The following is a 16,555-nucleotide window of genomic DNA, read 5'->3' on the forward strand; positions in this document are numbered from 1 at the left end:
GTTGTGTAAAACTCCGTCACCCGATCCGGGGAACCCGTACGTCACCGCCCCGGCCGCGAGACGGTGACGTACTGCTCGCGCACCTCCCGGTACCGCATCAGCTCCGCGGCGATCGGGTCGAGCACCCTGGCCCGCCCGCACCCGGCCGCCGCCTCGCGCAGCCGCCGCTCGGTGTCCTGGCCGTACCGCCGTGCCGGGCCCCGGGCCGCCGCGCCGCACGCCCACTCGACGAACGGGCCGCCGACGATCCCGGCGACCATCACCAGCACCGGCGGCAGCAGCCCCGGCGCCAGGACGCCGAGGATCTGGCCCACCAGCCAGAGCGCGCCGAAGATCTGGAGGAGCGTCATGGCCGCCTGGGCCAGGACCGCGGCGGGCCACCAGGCCGGGCGTGGCGGCCGTCCCGGCGGCGGCCCGGCGGCCACGGCGAGCTGGTCCAGCTCCTCGGGCAGCCCCTCCGCACCCCGTACGGCCGCCTCGCGCACCGACTGCGCCCAGGGGCGCGGCAGCCCGGCCGAGGCCTCCTCGACCACGGTGCGCACGGCCTGTTCGACGCGCTGGCGCGCCGTCAGCTCGTCCTCGACGACGGCCGGGGCGGCCGGGGCCTCGCCGCCGCCCGGGGTGCGGGTCCGCTCGTACCACCGCCACAGCCGCAGCCACGGCGTACCGCAGGCGCGTCCGGCGTTTCTGCGCCACTCGCGCTCCGCCGCCTCGCCGGCGGCGACGGCGCCGACCGCCCAGGCCAGCCGGTCGGTGAACTGCTCGCGGGAGCGCTCGCCGAGCCCGGCGCGCCCCTCCGCGACATAGGCGGAGCGCAGCGACCGCGCGGCGGCGTCCACATCGGCGGTGAGCCGCAGCGCGGCGGCGCCCCGGCCCCGGACGAACCGGCCGAGCAGCTCGCGCAGTTCGCCCACGCCCTGCCCGGTCAGCGCGGAGACCGCCAGGACGGTGGCGCCCGGCTCGCCGTGTTCGCCGAGGGCCATGCCGTCCTCGTCCAGGAGCCGGCGGAGATCGTCCAGGACCTGGTCGGCGGCGTCGCCGGGGAGCCGGTCGATCTGGTTGAGGACGACGAAGGTGATCTCGGCGTGCCCGGCGAGCGGCCGCAGATACCGCTCGTGGAGGGCGGCGTCCGCGTACTTCTCGGGGTCGACCACCCAGATCACGGCGTCGACCAGGGCGAGCACCCGGTCCACCTGGTCGCGGTGGCGTACGACGGCCGAGTCGTGGTCGGGGAGGTCGACGAGGACGAGGCCGTGCAGCTCCTCGTCGCCGTCGCCGCCCGCGAGCGGTCTGCGGCGCAGCCGTCCGGGGATGGCGAGCCGGTCGAGCAGCCCGGCGGCGCCGTCGGACCAGGTGCAGGCGATGGGCGCGGAGGTGGTGGGCCTGCGCAGCCCCGTCTCCGAGATCGGCACCTCGGCGAGCGCGTTGAAGAGCGTCGACTTGCCGCTGCCGGTGGCGCCCGCGATGGCGACGACGGTGTGGTGCGCGGAGAGCCGCTGGCGCGCCGCCGCCTCGTCCAGCACCCGCCCCGCCTCGGCGAGTACGCCGCCCTCGACCCGGGTACGGGAGAGCCCCACCAGCTCGCCGAGCGCGTCGAGCCGGGCCCGCAGGGAGCCCCCGTACGCCCCGCCGATCGGCTGGTGCACGTCCTCGTCGGCCTCCCCGCCCCCACCTCCGCCGAGCCCCCCGAGCCCGTCCTCACCCTCCGCCCCGGCGGCCCGACGCGCGATCAGCCCGTCGTCCCAGGAGCCGACGGGGACGGGGGTCGCGTCGCCTCCCGTACGGGCGGAATCGACGGCACCCACGGAGGCGGCGGAGCCTGCGGAGGCCCCGGTCGCGGAGGCCGCGGAGGCCGCGGAGGTCGCGGAGATCGCCGAACCGCCGGAGGTCGCGGAGATCGCCGAACCGCCGGAGGTCGCCGAACCGGCCGCTCTGGTGGCTCCGGCGGCCCCGGCGGCCCCGAGGGCCCCGAGTGCCTCCACCGCCCGCCCGGCTCGCTCGGCCCGCTCGACGGCCTCGGCCCGCTCGGTGCCCCCCGCGCCCCGTGTGCCCTCCGCGCTCCCCGCGCCCTGTGCACCCCATGCGTCCCCCGCACCCTCGGCGCCCCGTGCGCCCCATGCGTCCCCCGCGCCCTCGGAGCCCCGTGTACCCCGCGCGTCCCCCGCGCCCCCGGAGCCCCGCGTGCCCGGTGCGCCGTCCTCCCCGGCCTTCCTGGCCTCTCCGGCCTCTCCGGCCTCCGTGCCCTCGGGCACGTCCGTGTCCCGGGCGTTCGCGTCGCTCACGTGGTTCACCTTTCCTTCTGGAGTACGGACAGCGCGGCGATCAGTTCGGCCTGCGGCTCGGGGCTGATGTCGAGGGCGTCCAGGGGGGCCAGCCGGCGGTCGCGTTCGGCGTGCAGGACGCGGTCGATGTACGTCGTGACCAGCTCGCCGCCCCGGTCGCGCAGCCGCAGCGCCCCCTGGGCCCCGATCCGTTCGGCGAGCCGCTCCCCCGCGAGCCGGGCGCGCCGGCCGCCGAGCAGGGCGGCGGCGAGCAGCGCTGCGACGGTCTCGGCGTCCGGGGCCGCGGTGCGCTCGTGCTGCCGTACCTCCTCCTCGGCCAGTTCCTCCAGGACCCGGCGCCAGCGGCGTACGGCCATCCCGACCCGCTCCGCGGCCTCCCCGTCGGGTGCGGTCGAGGGGAGCGTCCTGGCGGCCGGTTCGCGGCGCCAGGCCCCGCTGACCCGCTCGTCGGCGGCGGCCACCGCGCACTGGAGGAGCGCCCCGAGGCTCTCCACGAGCGAGTCGAGCAGCTCCCGCGCGGTGGCGTCCCGGGGGTAGCCGCGCCAGCGGGTGCGGGCGTCCCCGGCGAGGACGGCGCCCTGGCCGAGCTGGCGCCGTACCCGCTCGCCCTCGGCGGCGTACGCGTCCTCCACGGCGCTCGTCAGCCGTACCGCGGCGGCGTACTGCGCGGCGACCGCCCCGGCCAGCTCAGGCATGCGGGCGTTGAGCGAGTCGATGACCCCGGCCGCCGTACGGACCAGGGCCTGCTGGCGGGCGGCGGGGTCCTGGACCCGGTGGGCGAGCCAGCCGAGGAGCGGGGCGACGGCGGAGAGGGGGAGCAGGCCGCGCCCGCCGCCGGCCGACTCGGGGAGTTCGGGGACGGTGAAGCGGGGGACTTCGCCGAGGCCGGCCCGCCGCAGGAGCGCCCCGTACTGCCGGGAGACCTCGTCGAGGACCTGGTGGGGCACCCGGTCGAGGACGGTGACGAGGCAGGCGTCGTACTCCTTGGCGGTACGGAGCAGATGCCAGGGCACGGCGTCGGCGTACCGCGAGGCGGTGGTGACCATCACCCATACATCGGCGGCGCAGATCAACTCGGCGGCGAGCAGCCGGTTCTCCACGACGAGCGAGTCGATGTCGGGGGCGTCGAGCAGGGCGAGCCCGCGCGGCAGGGTGGGGGCGGTCTCGACGCGGAGCGCCTGCGGTTCGGCGGAGTGAGGGGAGAGGGCGGAGTGAAGGGAGAGGGGGGAGTGAGGGGAATGTTTACCGGCGTCTCTGGTGCTTCTGCCGTGCCGGCCGTCCCTTGCGTCCATCGCGTCCCTCAGGTCACGGGTGGGCGCGCCGTCGGGGCCCGGGACGGGGTCGTCGTCCTGCTGGGGGAGCCAGACCCGGGGCAGGTGGGGCAGGACCCGGGCGCCCGCGAACCAGTGGTGGTCCTCGGGGTGGCAGACCAGGACGGGGGTACGGGTGGTGGGGCGGAGCACCCCGGCCTCGCTGACCCGGCGCCCCACAAGGGAGTTGACCAGCGTGGACTTCCCGGCCCCCGTGGAGCCGCCGACGACGACGAGGAGGGGCGCCTCGGGGTCCTTGAGCCGGGGCAGCAGATAGTCGTCGAGCTGGGCGAGGAGTTCGGCCCGGGTCTGCCGGGCGCGGGGTGCCCCGGGGAGGGGCAGCGGGAGACGCACGGCGGCGACACGGTCGCGCAGTGCGGAGAGTGCGTCGATCAGCTCAGGCCGTACATCCAAGGTCACCACATGCGAAGAATGCCCAATTTTGGAGCCTTTTTGAAGCGTATGGGCATCTCTGCGCGCCGACCGCACTTCGGGACAGACGGGACGAGTGGGGCGCAGGCATAACGAGTGCACAACACCCGGGGCGCCAGAGCCTAAAAGCGGTGCACGAATCCGATCTGCCTGCGATTATCGGTTCGCTTCACTGAACCTCCACAACGTGCCACGCACGTGATGCAACCGGGGCAGGGCGATCGGAGCCCTATCCTTGTCCCGGCAAGGCCACACGGAACCACCCACAGGGGGCTCCAGGTCACCGAGGCCACCACCGGCCCCCGTAGCTCAGTGGATAGAGCAGGTGCCTTCTAAGCACTTGGCCGCAGGTTCGAGTCCTGCCGGGGGCGCTTTTCTACGCGCGGTGCATGGCCCTCCCCTGAGGGAGGGCCCTCGCGTAGCGCAGACCACGCAGGTTAGCGGGGACGCTGTAGCGATGACATAAGGTCCGCCGCCGCACCACCCCCGCCCCCCTCTGTCAACCCCGTCCGCTCCGGTACGCGCGGGTGTCAGGCGCACCGGCGCGGGGCTCGTGTCGCCGACGCCCACGGCGGCACCACGGGCGGCGGTGGCGAAGGGCGAGCCGTCGGCCTCGCCACACCCCTCGGCCGGGACACCGGCCGGAGCGGATTCTTTTTGCTGAATTTTATTCACCGTTAACCCGTCGACCGACGCCCCGGCCATCCGCGCCCTTCCCTTCACTCCGCGACAGAAAGCGATTACCCTCGCGGCAAACGGGCATGGCGTGAAAATTCCGTGTCACTCCACGGGGCCGCTTCGGTCATGCCCGCCGCCCGTGCGGGCACGGCGCGGCAAATCCGGCGTAACACCAGAACATTTGCGCAAGTTGGCGGACTACCGTCGTCGGAGTGGCGCGATATTTGACATGGACCGTCGAGAACGAGCCAAGTTGCCATGCCGGGGGTCCCAAAAACCACGCTACCTACCAGTAAGAGGTAACTATCGCTAGGTACATCGGAGTGATCTTTCGCGCACCCTGATCGGGGCGCATCAGGAAGGCAACGGGCGAAATTGCACATTAAACTTCTCGGACCGATGGAAGTGACCGACGATGGGGTCCAGGTCCGTATACCCGGGGAGAAGTTACGGTCCATCATGGCGGCCCTGGCACTGTCGGTGGGCCGTTCCGTCTCCCGGAGCGAGCTGATCGACGAACTCTGGGGCGAAGAGCCCCCGAACAGTGCGGAAAACTCCCTCCACGGGCATATCGCCCGGTTACGGAGGGAGTTGGTCGCACAGGGCGGCAAGGCCTCGTTGCGGGATGCCATCAGGACCTCCCCGACCGGATATGTCCTGGAGCTGGCCGAGGAGGCCGTCGACGCCTCCCAGGTGGTCCAGTTGGTGGCCCGCGCCGACGCGGTCGCCGCGCACAACCCCCGGGGCGCCGTCGACCTGCTCAACGAGGCGGTGTCCCTCTGGCGCGGCCCCGCGCTGATCGACGCCGGCAACGGGATGATCTGCCAGGTCGCGTACACCCAGCTCGAAGAGGTACGGCTCGGCGCGTACGAGCGGCTCTTCGACATACGGCTGCGCCTCGACCACCCCCGGGCCGTCATCCCCGGGCTGGAGCAGCTCCACGCCCGCTATCCCCTGCACGAGCGGTTCTGTGAACAGCTCATCACCGCGCTCTATCTCGCGGGCCGGCAGGCCGACGCGCTCAACACGTACCACCGCACCCGTGAGTACCTGTCACAGCATCTGGGGCTCCAGCCCGGACACGGACTGCGCGACACCTTCCAGGACATCCTCCGGCAAGCGCCCCACCTCACCCGGTGACGCCCTTCCGGCGTACCTCCCGACCTACCTCTCGGCACACCTCTCGATGTATCTCTCGATGTTCCTTTCGCTGTCCCTTTCCGGTGCTGCCCGCCCAGGGCGCCGGACCGGCGCACGGGCCGGTCAGACCGACTTCGTGACCCGCAGAATCTGCCAGATGGCGCCGAGACGTGCCCGCCCGTGGAAGGCGAGATACTCGGGAAGCACCAGGTGGGGGCCCCACTTCTCCTTGTAGGCGAGCTGACTGGCGGCGGGATAGACCTTCTCCCCGTGGTCGGCGAGCAGCCGCATGATCCGGCGGGTGGCCGCGCTGGCCCCCGCCGGGTCGTGTTCGTCGGCGAGCCCGGTGAACGGGGTGAAGCCGAAGTGCAGCCAGGCGGCGCCCTCCTGACGGAAGGTCTCCACCGCCGTCAGATTGATCGCCTCCATCACACCGGGCGGCGCGTCCGGCAGCCGCCGGCTCAGGTCGTGGAGCCAGCCGGGGCGCGAGCCGTACGCGGGCGAGTAGGAGATGTACGCGATGGGCACCCCGTCGAGCCGGCCCACCAGCAGCCGGCGCGCGTGCTGCGCGGGGCCGCCCATCTCACCGACCAGGAACTCGATCTCCTTGACATGGCGGCCCTTGCTCCGCAGCCAGGCGCCGTCGATGGCGGCGATATCGGCCGCGCACTCCTCGAAGGGCGCCTCGGTCACATCGAGTCCGCTGCGGCGGGCCCGGGATATCTTGTTGCGGAGTTTCATGAAACGCGTGCCGCGCAGCGCGAAATCCGGCAGGTGCACCGAGTACGAAGAACCGACCTGATTGACCGTGAAACCACAGCGCGCGTAGAGGTCGACATCCTCGGTGAGCACCTGAATGGCCACCACTTTACGGCGCCGGGCTGCCGCATGCGCCAGAAAGGCCCGCAGCAGCGCCTCCCGCTGATCGGCCGGGCCATGGACACCGCCGAACTGGATGAGATACGAGCCCGCTTCGCGATAGGCGACGACCCCGTCGGCCGAAGGGTCGGTGAAGTAGGAGTTGCCGGAGTTCAGCGCGAGGAAGGCGCTGGGGTTGTCGGCGCTCTTGCTCAGCTTTTCCAGGACATCGAGCACTTCCGGTCCCGATACCTCTCCGCCGCGCGTGGTCATCTCACTCCCGTTGACTGATGCGTTGGCTGATGCGTTGGCTGACGCGTCGCGTTCCGGGCCGTCTGGCGCCCATCGTCGCCCGACTCTCCTCCGGCTCTCTTCCATTTCCCTGAAACGCCCGTCTCAGCGCGGTCTCAGCACCGTCTCAGCGCCGTCTCCGAGGAATGTCAGTGGGGTCTGTGAAGGTCGTTGACACCACTTGGAACTGCGAACTTTCCCGTCCCGCCGATGGGAAATGGAGAGCGGAGGGGCTGCGTGAGCAGCGATATCGCGACGCCTTCGGTGTCAGGAAAAGAAGAATCCGGGGCGCCGCTTCCGGAGATTCCCACCTACCTTTCCCTCATTGCCGGAAAGAATGTTCCGAGCGGGTCCTGGGTGTACGTGGTCGACTCGGACGCCCTGCTCGACGACGCGTTCGCCACGCTCACCCTGAAGCGGAAGCTGGAGAGCGGACGCCTCCCCGCCGAGAACCTGCCGCCGACCATCGTCGGCCGGGTGGCGCGCGCCGACCGCGCCGCCACGGACCTGGCGGTGGAGGCCGCGGCCGCGGCGGCCCCGGTCTGGGGGACGGTGGACCCGGAGACCCGGATCGAGGAGTTCGGCACCCTCCTGTACCGGAGGCTCGCCGACCAGGCCGAGAGGATCACGGAGGTCCTGGTCCAGGAGGGCCATCCGCTGGCGCTGGCCCGCTGGCAGGTCTCCGGGGCGCTGGAGGTCTTCGGCCCCGAGTCGCTGGGGTTCTACCGGAGCCAGATGCTCCAGGAGTACCGCCACGGGGAGCGGGTGATCTCCGTACGGCGCCGCCCGGACGGGGTGGTCTGCCTCAACCCGCCGCAGAACGCGCCGCTCTCCAGCGCGCTGCTCGGGGTGACCGCGATCATGGCGGGGAACGCCCTGGTCGTACGGGCGCCTCGGAGCGCTCCGCTCGGGGTGATGTACGTCCTCCAGGAGGTCGTGGCGCCGGTCCTGGCGGAGCTGGGCGCGCCCGCCGGCACGCTCGGGGTGGTCTGCGGCGACCCGGCGCCGATGCTGGACGCCTGGCTGGAGTCCCCGCTCGTCGACGACATCATGTACTTCGGCTCCAGCGAGAACGGGATGCGCTTCCAGGAGCGGTGCATCGCCGCGGGGAAGAAGCCGATCCTCGAACTCGCCGGCAACGACATCGTGCTGGTGTGGAAGGACGCCGATCTGGAGCTGGCGGCCGAGGCGATCACGGAGAGCTTCTACGGCTCCGGCCAGCTCTGCATGATTCCCAACCAGGTGGTGGCGCACCCCGAGATCGCCGACCGGCTGCTGGAGCTGCTGGCCGCGCGGGCGGCGGAGATCCGCCCCGGGCGCTCCTCGGAGGAGGGCGTCCTGCTCACCCCCGTGCTCCGGAACGAGAAGTTCTTCGCCTGCCTGCGCGACGCGGTCGAGCACGGTGCCGAGGTGGTCTGCGGCGGGCACGCGGTCCAGGCCGACGGCGTCCGGGACACGGCCGGGATCTTCCTGGAGCCGACCGTGGTGAAGGTACGGGGTCTGGCGGGCGCCCGGGAGGTGGCGGCGGTCCGGGACGAGACGTTCTTCCCGCTGCTCCCGGTGATCGTGGCCGAGCCCGGCGCCGACGACGAACTGCTGGAGCGGTTCCTCGACTTCGTCAACGGCAACGCGTACGGGCTGCGGAACTCCGCCTGGGCGCGGGACCCGGCGGTGATCGACCGGATCGTCACCCGGATCACCCAGGGCGGGCTGCTCAAGGTGAACGACTCGCACATCGGCTTCCTGCCCTATCTGCCGACGCACGGCGGGACCGGGCTCACCGGGGGCGTGTTCGGGGAGGCCAACTACCCGATCCTGCGCACCTCGCACATCCAGGGCGTGAGCGTCGCCACCGGCGCCCGCCCCTCCGAGGCGGTGTTCGGCGCCTGGCGCGCCCTGAAGGCCGCCACCGCCGGAGCCACCGCCGCCGGAGCCACCGCCGGGGACACCGCCGCCGAAGCCGCCGCCGGGGCCTGACGCCTCGGCCCGCGCCGCGCCGCCCTGCCCCGCCCCCACACGCCACCCGAATCCGAGAAGAAGGAGGATCCATGCGCTCGTTGGATGCCGCACGCGCGACGTGCGAGTCGTTCCTGCCCGGTCTGCTCGACCAGCTCGCGCTCACCCCGCTGGAGGAGCTGGAGGCCCCCCGTAACCCCGCGCTCGACCACTTCCGCAAGGCCGGCGGCCCCGGCCTCGTGATCCCGAAGACGTACGGCGGGGCCGGCGCCGACCCGCTGGAGGCGCTCGCCGTCGTACGGGCGCTCGCCTCGAAGGCGCCGTCCCTGGCCATCGCCACGACCATGCACCACTTCTCGGTGGCGACCCTGTTCACCCTCGCCGAGTCCATCCAGAGCAGCGGCATGGAGTGGGCGCTGCTCGAAGGGATCGCGGAGCAGCGGCTGCTGGTCGCCTCCGGGTTCGCCGAGGGCCGGCCCGGCCGGGGCATCCTCTCGCCGATGATGTCCGCGGCGCGGGCCGACGGCGGCTATGTGATCAACGGCGCCAAGAAGCCGTGCAGCCTGGCGCACTCGATGGATCTGCTCACCGCGAGCGTGGCGCTGCCCGCCGAGGACGGCGGGGAGCCCCGGATGGCGGTGCTGCTGATCCCCCGGGAGACCGACGGGGTCACCGTCCACCCGTTCTGGGGCAGCCGCACCCTCGCGGGCGCGGAGAGCGACGAGGTCCGGCTCACCGATGTCTTCGTCGACGAGCAGCTCATGATGCGGACCGAGCCGGGCGACGCCGGGAACCTGGACGACCTCCAGACGGTGGGGCTCATCTGGTTCGAACTCCTCATCTCCGCCTGCTATCTCGGCATCGTCAGCGGGCTGGTCGAGCGGGTCGTGGACGGCGGCAGGGGCAGCGACTCCGACCGCGCCCGGGTGCTCACCCGGCTGGAGACGGCCGCCCTGCTGCTGGAGGGCACCGCCCGGATGATCCGGGACGGCGACACCGGGAACACGGGGCTCGCCAACGCGCTCGTCGGCCGGTACGCGGCCCAGGACGCGCTGGGCGACGCGCTCAACCAGGCGGTCGAACTCCTCGGCGGTACGGCGTTCATGTCCTCCTCCGACATCTCCTATCTGGCGGGCGCCGCGCACGGGCTCTCCTTCCACCCGCCGTCCCGGGCCGCCTTCACCCGCCCGTATCTGGACCACGTGGCGGGCGCCCCGCTGCGGCTGACCTGACGGGAGCGGACACCATGGCTACGACGATCACCACCCCCGCCGTGTCCTCCTCGGCGCTGGCCCCGGCCTGCCCGCCCGGCGCGCCCGCCCTGGGCCGGGCCGAGCTGGGCCGGCTCTACCGGTCCCGGCTCAGCAAGGGCCGGGCGACGCTCGGCGAGCTCTTCGGCGGCCATGTCGAGGTGGCCTCGCAGGGCGCCTGGGTGACCACATCGGAGGGCCGGACCTTCCTCAACTGCGGGGGGTACGGCGTCTTCCTGACCGGGGCCCGCCACCCCACCGTCATCCGGCATGTGGCCGAGCAGCTCGCCACCCACCCGGTCGCCACCCGGCTCTTCCTGGAACCGCAGGTCGTGCTCGCCGCCGACGCGCTGGTCGCGGTGGCGCCGGAGGGCTTGGAGCGGGTGCACTTCGCGGGATCCGGCGCCGAGGCCGTCGAGACGGCCATCAAACTGGCCCGCACGCGGGGCCGCACCCGCCTGATCGCCACCGAGAACGGCTACCACGGCAAGACCATGGGCGCGCTCAGCCTCACCGGCAAGAGCGTCTTCCAGGACCCGTTCCGGCCGCTGCTCCCGGAGACCCGGCATGTCCCGTACGGGGACGCCGCCGCCCTGGAGCCGCTGCTCGCCGAGACCCCCGGCGAGGCGTGTGTCTTCATCGAGCCGGTGCAGGGCGAGGGCGGGGTGGTGATCCCGCCGGCCGGCTATCTGCGCGCGGTGCGCGACCTGTGCGACCGGTACGGGGCGTATCTGGTCCTGGACGAGATCCAGACCGGCCTGGGCCGGCTCGGCACCTGGTGGGGCGCGGACCGGGAGGGTGTCTCCCCCGACATCCTGCTGGTCGGCAAGGGGCTGAGCGGGGGTGTCGTGCCGGTCTCGGCGGTGGTGGCGACCCGGGAGGCGTTCCGCGCCTTCGACCAGGACCCGTATCTGCACACCTCGACGTTCTCCGGGGCGCCGCTGGCGATGGCCGCCGTACGCGGGTCGCTCGCGGCGCTGCGCGAGGACGAACTGGTGGCCCGTTCCCGGGACCTGGGCGCCGAGATCCTGCCGGAGCTGGACCGTATCGTCCGCTCGCACTACGGCGCGGCCGTACGGGAGGTGCGCGGGCAGGGGCTGCTGCTGGGCATCGAGTTCGCCGAGCCGGGGCCCGCGGGCGATCTGCTGATCGAGCTGATCATGAACGGGGTCATCGCCAACCACTCGCTCAACTCGCACCTGGTGCTGCGGTTCACCCCTCCCGCGGTGCTGACCAGGGGCGATCTGGACTACTTCTACGAGGCGGTCGACCGCGCGTGCCGCGCGCAGGGCGCCCGGTACGCACCCACCGCGGAAGGCGGCGACAACCATGCGTAATGTTCAGGTGACCATCCGGGTCCCGGGGGTCGAGGCGGCGGCGGCGTTCGAGCGGGTCGGCGCCTTCGGCCAGTACTCCGAACTCTCCTCCGTCATCCGCTCGGTGGTCTCGCGGACGACCGGCGAGGGCAGGGAGGAGAGCGACTGGGACGTCTACTTCCGCAACGGGATCCTGAGCTGGACCGAGACGGATCTCTTCGACCGGCGGAATCTGACCATCTCCTTCGAGCAGACGGACGGCGACTTCGCCGAGTTCTCCGGGGTGTGGCGGCTGACGGCGGAGGGCCCGGACTGCCTGGTCGACTTCAGCGCCGCGTTCGACTTCGGCATCCCCAGCCTCGCGGGCATCCTCGACCCGGTCGCCGAGCGGGTCTTCAAGGAGACCATCGCCCGGGTCGTCATCAGTCTCTTCGCCGGGAACGCCGAGGTGGTCGGGGACGAGGCGGTGGCGCGGGCGGTCGCCGCCGCGGACGACCCCGCCGTGTCCTCGGGGTCCGCCGTGGCGGCCGGGGCGGCCGGGGCGGGGGCCCGCTGATGGACGGGAAGAACCTCTTCGAGACGGAGACCACCTACCGGCTGATCCGGCTGGAGTACGGGCTCGGGCTGGTGATCGCCGCGGTCTTCTTCTTCCTCCACCTCGACGAGGTCCGCTGGCTGCCGGCGATCGGGCTCTTCGTCTACATCGACCTCATCGGGTACATCCCGGGGGCCATCGCGTACCACCGCTCCACGACCAAGCGGATCCACCGGGGTTACTACGTCGCGTACAACGTGATGCACAGCCTGGCCACCCAGACGCTGGTGGTGCTGGCGTGGATCTGGCTCTGGGGCCCGGAGTGGGCGCTGCTGGTCGTCCCGATCCATCTCTTCGGCGACCGGGCGCTGTTCGGCAACTTCCTGAAGCCGTTCGCGCTCGACTTCGAGCCGGTCACGCACCCGGCGTACGCCCGCTTCACCGGCCAGTTCGACACGTCGGCGCCATCGCCCGCGCCCGCGCCCGCGTCCACTGCGGCGGGTGCGCCGGCCGAGGCGGGCGACCCGGTGGGCCGCTGAGCACGCGTACCCGCGTACCACCCTCACCGCGCCGCCCGGCGCACTCCGCCACATCAGCACTCCGCCACATCAGCTCTTCGGCACATCAGCTCATCGGCGCATCAGCGCACCGACACACGGCAACCTCCGCCGGGAAGGACCCCCCTCATGGCTGACAGCTACCCGCGCCTCGTCTCCCTGCTCACCAGCACCTTCGGCCTCGACGCCGGCACCATCACCCCGGCCAGCACCCTCAGCGGCCTCGAACTCGACTCGCTCGCCCTGGTCGAGCTCTCCGTGGCCGCGCAGGAGGAGTTCGGCATTCCGATCGACGACAGCGACCTGGGCCCCGAGTCGACCGTCGGGCAGGCCGCCGAACTCATCTCCGGCAAGCTGGCCACCGTCTGATGAGCGGCCAGGACAGCGGCGGCCCGGAGCGGGCCCCGTTCGACGCCGCGATCACCGGGGTCGGCATGGTCACCGCCGCCGGGGCGGATGTGGCGCGGAGCTGGGAGCGGATCCGGGCCGGGGCCGGTACGGCGGCGACCGAGGTGCCCGCGCTCGCCGGGCTCCCCGCCGACTTCGGCTGCGCTGCCACCGACTTCGACCCGAGCGAGCTCATCGAGCGCAAGCAGATCTGGCGCCTGGACCGCAGCAGCCAGCTCGCGATGGTGGCGGCGCACGAGGCCGTCGCCGACTCCGGCCTGGACCGGGGGTCCTGGGACGCCACCCGGGTCGGGGTCGTCCTCGGCAACGGCATCGGCGGCGCCGCCACCTGGGAGAAGCAGCACAGCGTGCTGCTGGAGCGGGGGCCGCGCAAGGTCTCCCCGCTGCTCGTCCCGATGCTGTCGCCCAACATGTGCGCCGGGTACGTCTCCATGATGCTGGGCGCCCTCGGCCCCAGCCTGGTGACGGCGACGGCGTGCGCCTCCGGCACCACGGCGGTGGGTCTGGCGCGCGAACTGCTGCGCGCCGGAACCTGCGACATCGTGATCACCGGGGGTACCGAGGCGCCGCTGGTGCCCTCGCTGATCAGCGGGTTCAGCCAGATGCGGGCCCTGGCCGAGCGCCGGGACGACCTCACGGCGACCTCCCGCCCCTTCGACGCGGACCGCAGCGGCTTCGTACCGGCGGAGGGTGCGGCGGTGCTCGTCCTGGAGCGGCCCGAGCACGCCCGCGCGCGCGGCGCCGCCATCCGGGCCATGGTCAGCGGGTACGGGGCCTCCGCCGACGCGCACCACGCCACCGCCCCCGACCCGGAGGGCCGGGGCGCCGAACTCGCCGTACGCGCCGCGCTGCGGGACGCCGGGGTCGGCGCGGACGAGGTGGACCATGTCAACGCGCACGGCACCGCGACCCAGTTGAACGACGCCACCGAGGCCCGGATGATCCGGCGGGTGCTCGGGGAGCGGCCCGCCGTCACCTCCGTGAAGGGGGTGGTGGGCCACTCGCTGGCCGCCGCCGGCGCCATCGAGGCGGTGGTGACGGCGCTCACCCTCGAAACGGGTCATATACCGCCGACCGCCAACCTGGAGAGCCTCGACCCGGAGCTGGAGGTCGACATGGTCTTCAAGGCCGGACGCGATCTGCGCCCGCGGGTGGCCGTGAGCAACTCCTTCGGATTCGGCGGGCAGAACGCCGTCCTGCTGTTCACCGCCGCCTGAGAGGCACCGAAGATGGGAAGGGAAGCTTCCGCATGATCGAGAAACTGCTCAAAGGGCCACTGGAGTTGGTCGAGAACAACTTCAAACAGCCCACCGGACGCGCCGGTCGGCTGATCGGCCACGTGATGACCAAGCAGCACCGTACTCTCACTGTGTGGGCGATCGAACACATGGAGGTACGGCGGTCCCAGCGCGTGCTGGACATCGGCTGCGGCGGCGGGATGGCCGCCAAGCTGCTGGCCGAGCGGGCGACTTCGGGGTTCGTGGCGGGGGTGGACTACTCCGCGGAGATGGTGCGTCAGTCCGTACGGCGGAATGTCGACGGGGTGGCCGCGGGGCGGATGGAGTTCAAGCAGGGCGACGCGGGTGCGCTGCCGTACGAGGACGCCTCCTTCGACCAGGTCAGCGCCATCGAGACGTTCTACTTCTGGCCCGACCCGATGCGCGGGCTCGGCGAGGCGTACCGGGTGCTGAGGCCCGGCGGGCAGGTCTCCGTCACGCTGGAGATGAGCCGGGAGGCGTCCCCGAACCCCACGGTCAAGCAGCGTTATCTGGGGAAGCGGTTCACCGAGCGCTCGGAGCGGGAGGGGCTGCGCATCCTCTCCGGGGCGGACCTGGTGGAGATGCTGGGCAAGGCGGGGTTCCGGGACGCGCGGTTCGTCTCCGAGCCGACCCGCTCGTTCGGCTGGGTCTGCGCCCTGGCGCGGAAGTGAGGGGGACGGAACCCATGAAGGGGACGGAACCCGCCATGACCGCGTCACGTGACACCACGGCCTCCTCGGCCTCGGGTGCCTCGGGTGCCTCGGGTGCCTCTTCGGCATCGGGCGCGTCCGCCGACCCGTACGACCCGTCGGTCCCCGCCGCCCCCGAGGCGCGCGGACTGCCGGTGCTGGGCAGCGTGCCGGCCTTCCGCAAGGACATCCTGGAAGCCCTGCACCAGGGCTGGCGCGAGAAGGGCGACCTGGTGCGCTACCGGCTCGGCCCGGTCGTCGTGCACGGCGTCTCCAGCCCCGAACTCGCCGCCGAGGTGCTGACCGACAGCGCCACGTACGGCAAGCTCGGCCCGGACAACCCGCTCCGGCTGATCCTCGGTGAAGGCCTGCTCACCAGCGACAACCACGACAGCTGGATGCGCAACCGGCGCATGATGCAGCCGATCTACACCAAGCAGGCCATCGCCCGCATGTACGCCTCCATGGCGGAGTCGACCGCGAACCAGGTCGCGCACATGGAGACCGCGTACCGCAGCGGCGACGTGGTCGACGTGCACGCGGAGATGATGCGGGTCACCCTCGACATCGTCAGCCGGTGCATGTTCAGCACGGATGTCGAGCAGACCAGGGACGGCATCAGCCCGGAGGCCGTGGACGTCGCCATCAACTACGCCTTCGACCGGCTCCAGAACCCCTTCAGCCCGCCGACCGCCTGGCCCACGCCCCGGAACCGGCGCTTCCAGGCGGTGATGAAGGGCATCGACGACATGACGTACGGGATCATCGCGGAGCGCCGCGCGGCGTCGGCGTCGGCCTCGGCCTCGGCTTCGGCCTCGGCGTCGGCGTCGGGGGCGGGTGGGGGCTCACGCGGGGACACCCCGCCCGACCTGCTCGACATGCTGCTGGACGTACGGGACGCCGACACCGGCGAGGGCATGAGCGACCGCGAGGTGCGCGACGAGGTCATCACCACCTTCGGCGCCGGGCACGAGACCACCGCCATCACCCTGACCTGGGCGTTCTATCTGCTCTCCGGCAACAGGAAGGTGCTGCGGCGGGTCCAGGAGGAGGTGGACGAGGTCCTCGGCGACCGGATGCCCACCATGGCGGACCTCGCGGCCATGCCGTACGCCCTCCAGGTCTTCGAGGAGGCGCTGCGGCTCTACCCGTCGGCCCCCATCGTCCCCCGGCTGGCCCTCAAGGACACCGTGCTCGGCGGCCACACCGTGCCGGCCGGGTCGCGGCTGCTGGTCAACCTCTACAACATCCACCGCCACGAGCGGCACTGGAGCGACCCCGAACGCTTCGACCCGGACCGCTTCTCCGCCGAGGGGAAGAAGGGCCGGCACCGCTTCGCGCACCTGCCCTTCGGCGCCGGGCCGCATCTCTGCATCGGCAAGCACTTCGCGCTGACGGAGGCACATCTGCTGCTCGCGGCGCTGGTACGGCGGTACGAGTTCCGCCATGTGCCCGCGCACCGGGTCGTCAACCAGGCGTCGATCACCCTGCGGCCGCGTTACGGGATGTCCATGACGGCCCACTCCCGGACCACCGCCCTGGGGGCGGCGGGCGCCACGGGCGCGGGGGCGGGCGCCCGTTGAGGCGGCTCCCG

At 72.4% G+C, this 16,555-nt stretch carries 13 protein-coding genes and 1 tRNA gene; 11 read left to right on the forward strand and 3 right to left on the reverse strand.

Going from position 1 to position 16,555, the window contains the following annotated elements; translation table 11 throughout:
* Positions 1-41: 41 nt before the first annotated feature.
* On the reverse strand, positions 42-1,733 hold the full coding sequence (locus AB0O07_RS27845; RefSeq protein ID WP_365638275.1) for a GTPase: 1,692 nt from the start codon (positions 1,731-1,733) through the stop codon (positions 42-44).
* 554 nt (positions 1,734-2,287) lie between these two features.
* Positions 2,288-4,006 (reverse strand): dynamin family protein, encoded by a 1,719-nt coding sequence (locus tag AB0O07_RS27850; RefSeq protein WP_365638277.1) that lies wholly within the window; start codon positions 4,004-4,006, stop codon positions 2,288-2,290.
* Between the two features lie 316 nt (positions 4,007-4,322).
* Here AB0O07_RS27850 and AB0O07_RS27855 point away from each other — a divergent pair.
* Together AB0O07_RS27855 and AB0O07_RS27860 are read left to right on the forward strand one after the other, a co-directional pair.
* Positions 4,323-4,395, forward strand: a tRNA-Arg gene (locus AB0O07_RS27855).
* A gap of 706 nt (positions 4,396-5,101) precedes the next feature.
* A complete protein-coding gene (locus AB0O07_RS27860) occupies positions 5,102-5,842 on the forward strand; it encodes an AfsR/SARP family transcriptional regulator (protein WP_365638158.1) in 741 nt (246 codons plus the stop codon).
* A 123-nt stretch (positions 5,843-5,965) separates the two neighbouring features.
* Here AB0O07_RS27860 and AB0O07_RS27865 read toward each other — a convergent pair whose 3' ends face one another.
* On the reverse strand, positions 5,966-6,937 hold the full coding sequence (locus tag AB0O07_RS27865) for a DUF2156 domain-containing protein (protein ID WP_365638280.1): 972 nt from the start codon (positions 6,935-6,937) through the stop codon (positions 5,966-5,968).
* 411 nt (positions 6,938-7,348) lie between these two features.
* Between AB0O07_RS27865 and AB0O07_RS27870 the strand changes: the two genes are divergently transcribed.
* The 9 genes from AB0O07_RS27870 (at position 7,349) to AB0O07_RS27910 (ending at position 16,544) form a co-directional block, all read left to right on the forward strand.
* A complete protein-coding gene (locus AB0O07_RS27870) occupies positions 7,349-8,968 on the forward strand; it encodes an aldehyde dehydrogenase (protein ID WP_365638160.1) in 1,620 nt (539 codons plus the stop codon).
* Positions 8,969-9,039: 71 nt separating this feature from the next.
* Positions 9,040-10,179, forward strand: a complete 1,140-nt coding sequence (locus AB0O07_RS27875) for an acyl-CoA dehydrogenase family protein (protein WP_365638162.1) — start codon at positions 9,040-9,042, stop codon at positions 10,177-10,179.
* A 14-nt stretch (positions 10,180-10,193) separates the two neighbouring features.
* Entirely contained in the window at positions 10,194-11,534 is a 1,341-nt protein-coding gene (locus tag AB0O07_RS27880; RefSeq protein WP_365638164.1) for an aminotransferase class III-fold pyridoxal phosphate-dependent enzyme, read from the forward strand.
* A complete protein-coding gene (locus AB0O07_RS27885) occupies positions 11,527-12,069 on the forward strand; it encodes an SRPBCC family protein (protein WP_365638166.1) in 543 nt (180 codons plus the stop codon). Before AB0O07_RS27880 ends, AB0O07_RS27885 begins: the two co-directional genes overlap by 8 nt.
* The gene (locus AB0O07_RS27890) at positions 12,069-12,587 is read left to right on the forward strand and encodes a hypothetical protein (RefSeq protein WP_365638168.1); all 519 of its coding nucleotides are present in this window, start codon (positions 12,069-12,071) and stop codon (positions 12,585-12,587) included. Before AB0O07_RS27885 ends, AB0O07_RS27890 begins: the two co-directional genes overlap by 1 nt.
* Positions 12,588-12,734: 147 nt before the next feature.
* Positions 12,735-12,974, forward strand: a complete 240-nt coding sequence (locus AB0O07_RS27895; RefSeq protein ID WP_365638170.1) for an acyl carrier protein — start codon at positions 12,735-12,737, stop codon at positions 12,972-12,974.
* Complete coding sequence (locus AB0O07_RS27900) at positions 12,974-14,230, forward strand: beta-ketoacyl-[acyl-carrier-protein] synthase family protein (protein WP_365638173.1); 1,257 nt, start codon at positions 12,974-12,976, stop codon at positions 14,228-14,230. Before AB0O07_RS27895 ends, AB0O07_RS27900 begins: the two co-directional genes overlap by 1 nt.
* A gap of 32 nt (positions 14,231-14,262) precedes the next feature.
* Positions 14,263-14,943: a methyltransferase domain-containing protein gene (locus tag AB0O07_RS27905; protein WP_365638175.1), complete on the forward strand. Its 681-nt coding sequence runs from the start codon at positions 14,263-14,265 to the stop codon at positions 14,941-14,943.
* 35 nt (positions 14,944-14,978) lie between these two features.
* Entirely contained in the window at positions 14,979-16,544 is a 1,566-nt protein-coding gene (locus AB0O07_RS27910; RefSeq protein ID WP_365638176.1) for a cytochrome P450, read from the forward strand.
* Positions 16,545-16,555 lie beyond the last annotated feature (11 nt).

Origin of the sequence: Streptomyces sp. NPDC093085 (assembly GCF_040683935.1) — a bacterium.
Classification (GTDB): domain Bacteria; phylum Actinomycetota; class Actinomycetes; order Streptomycetales; family Streptomycetaceae; genus Streptomyces.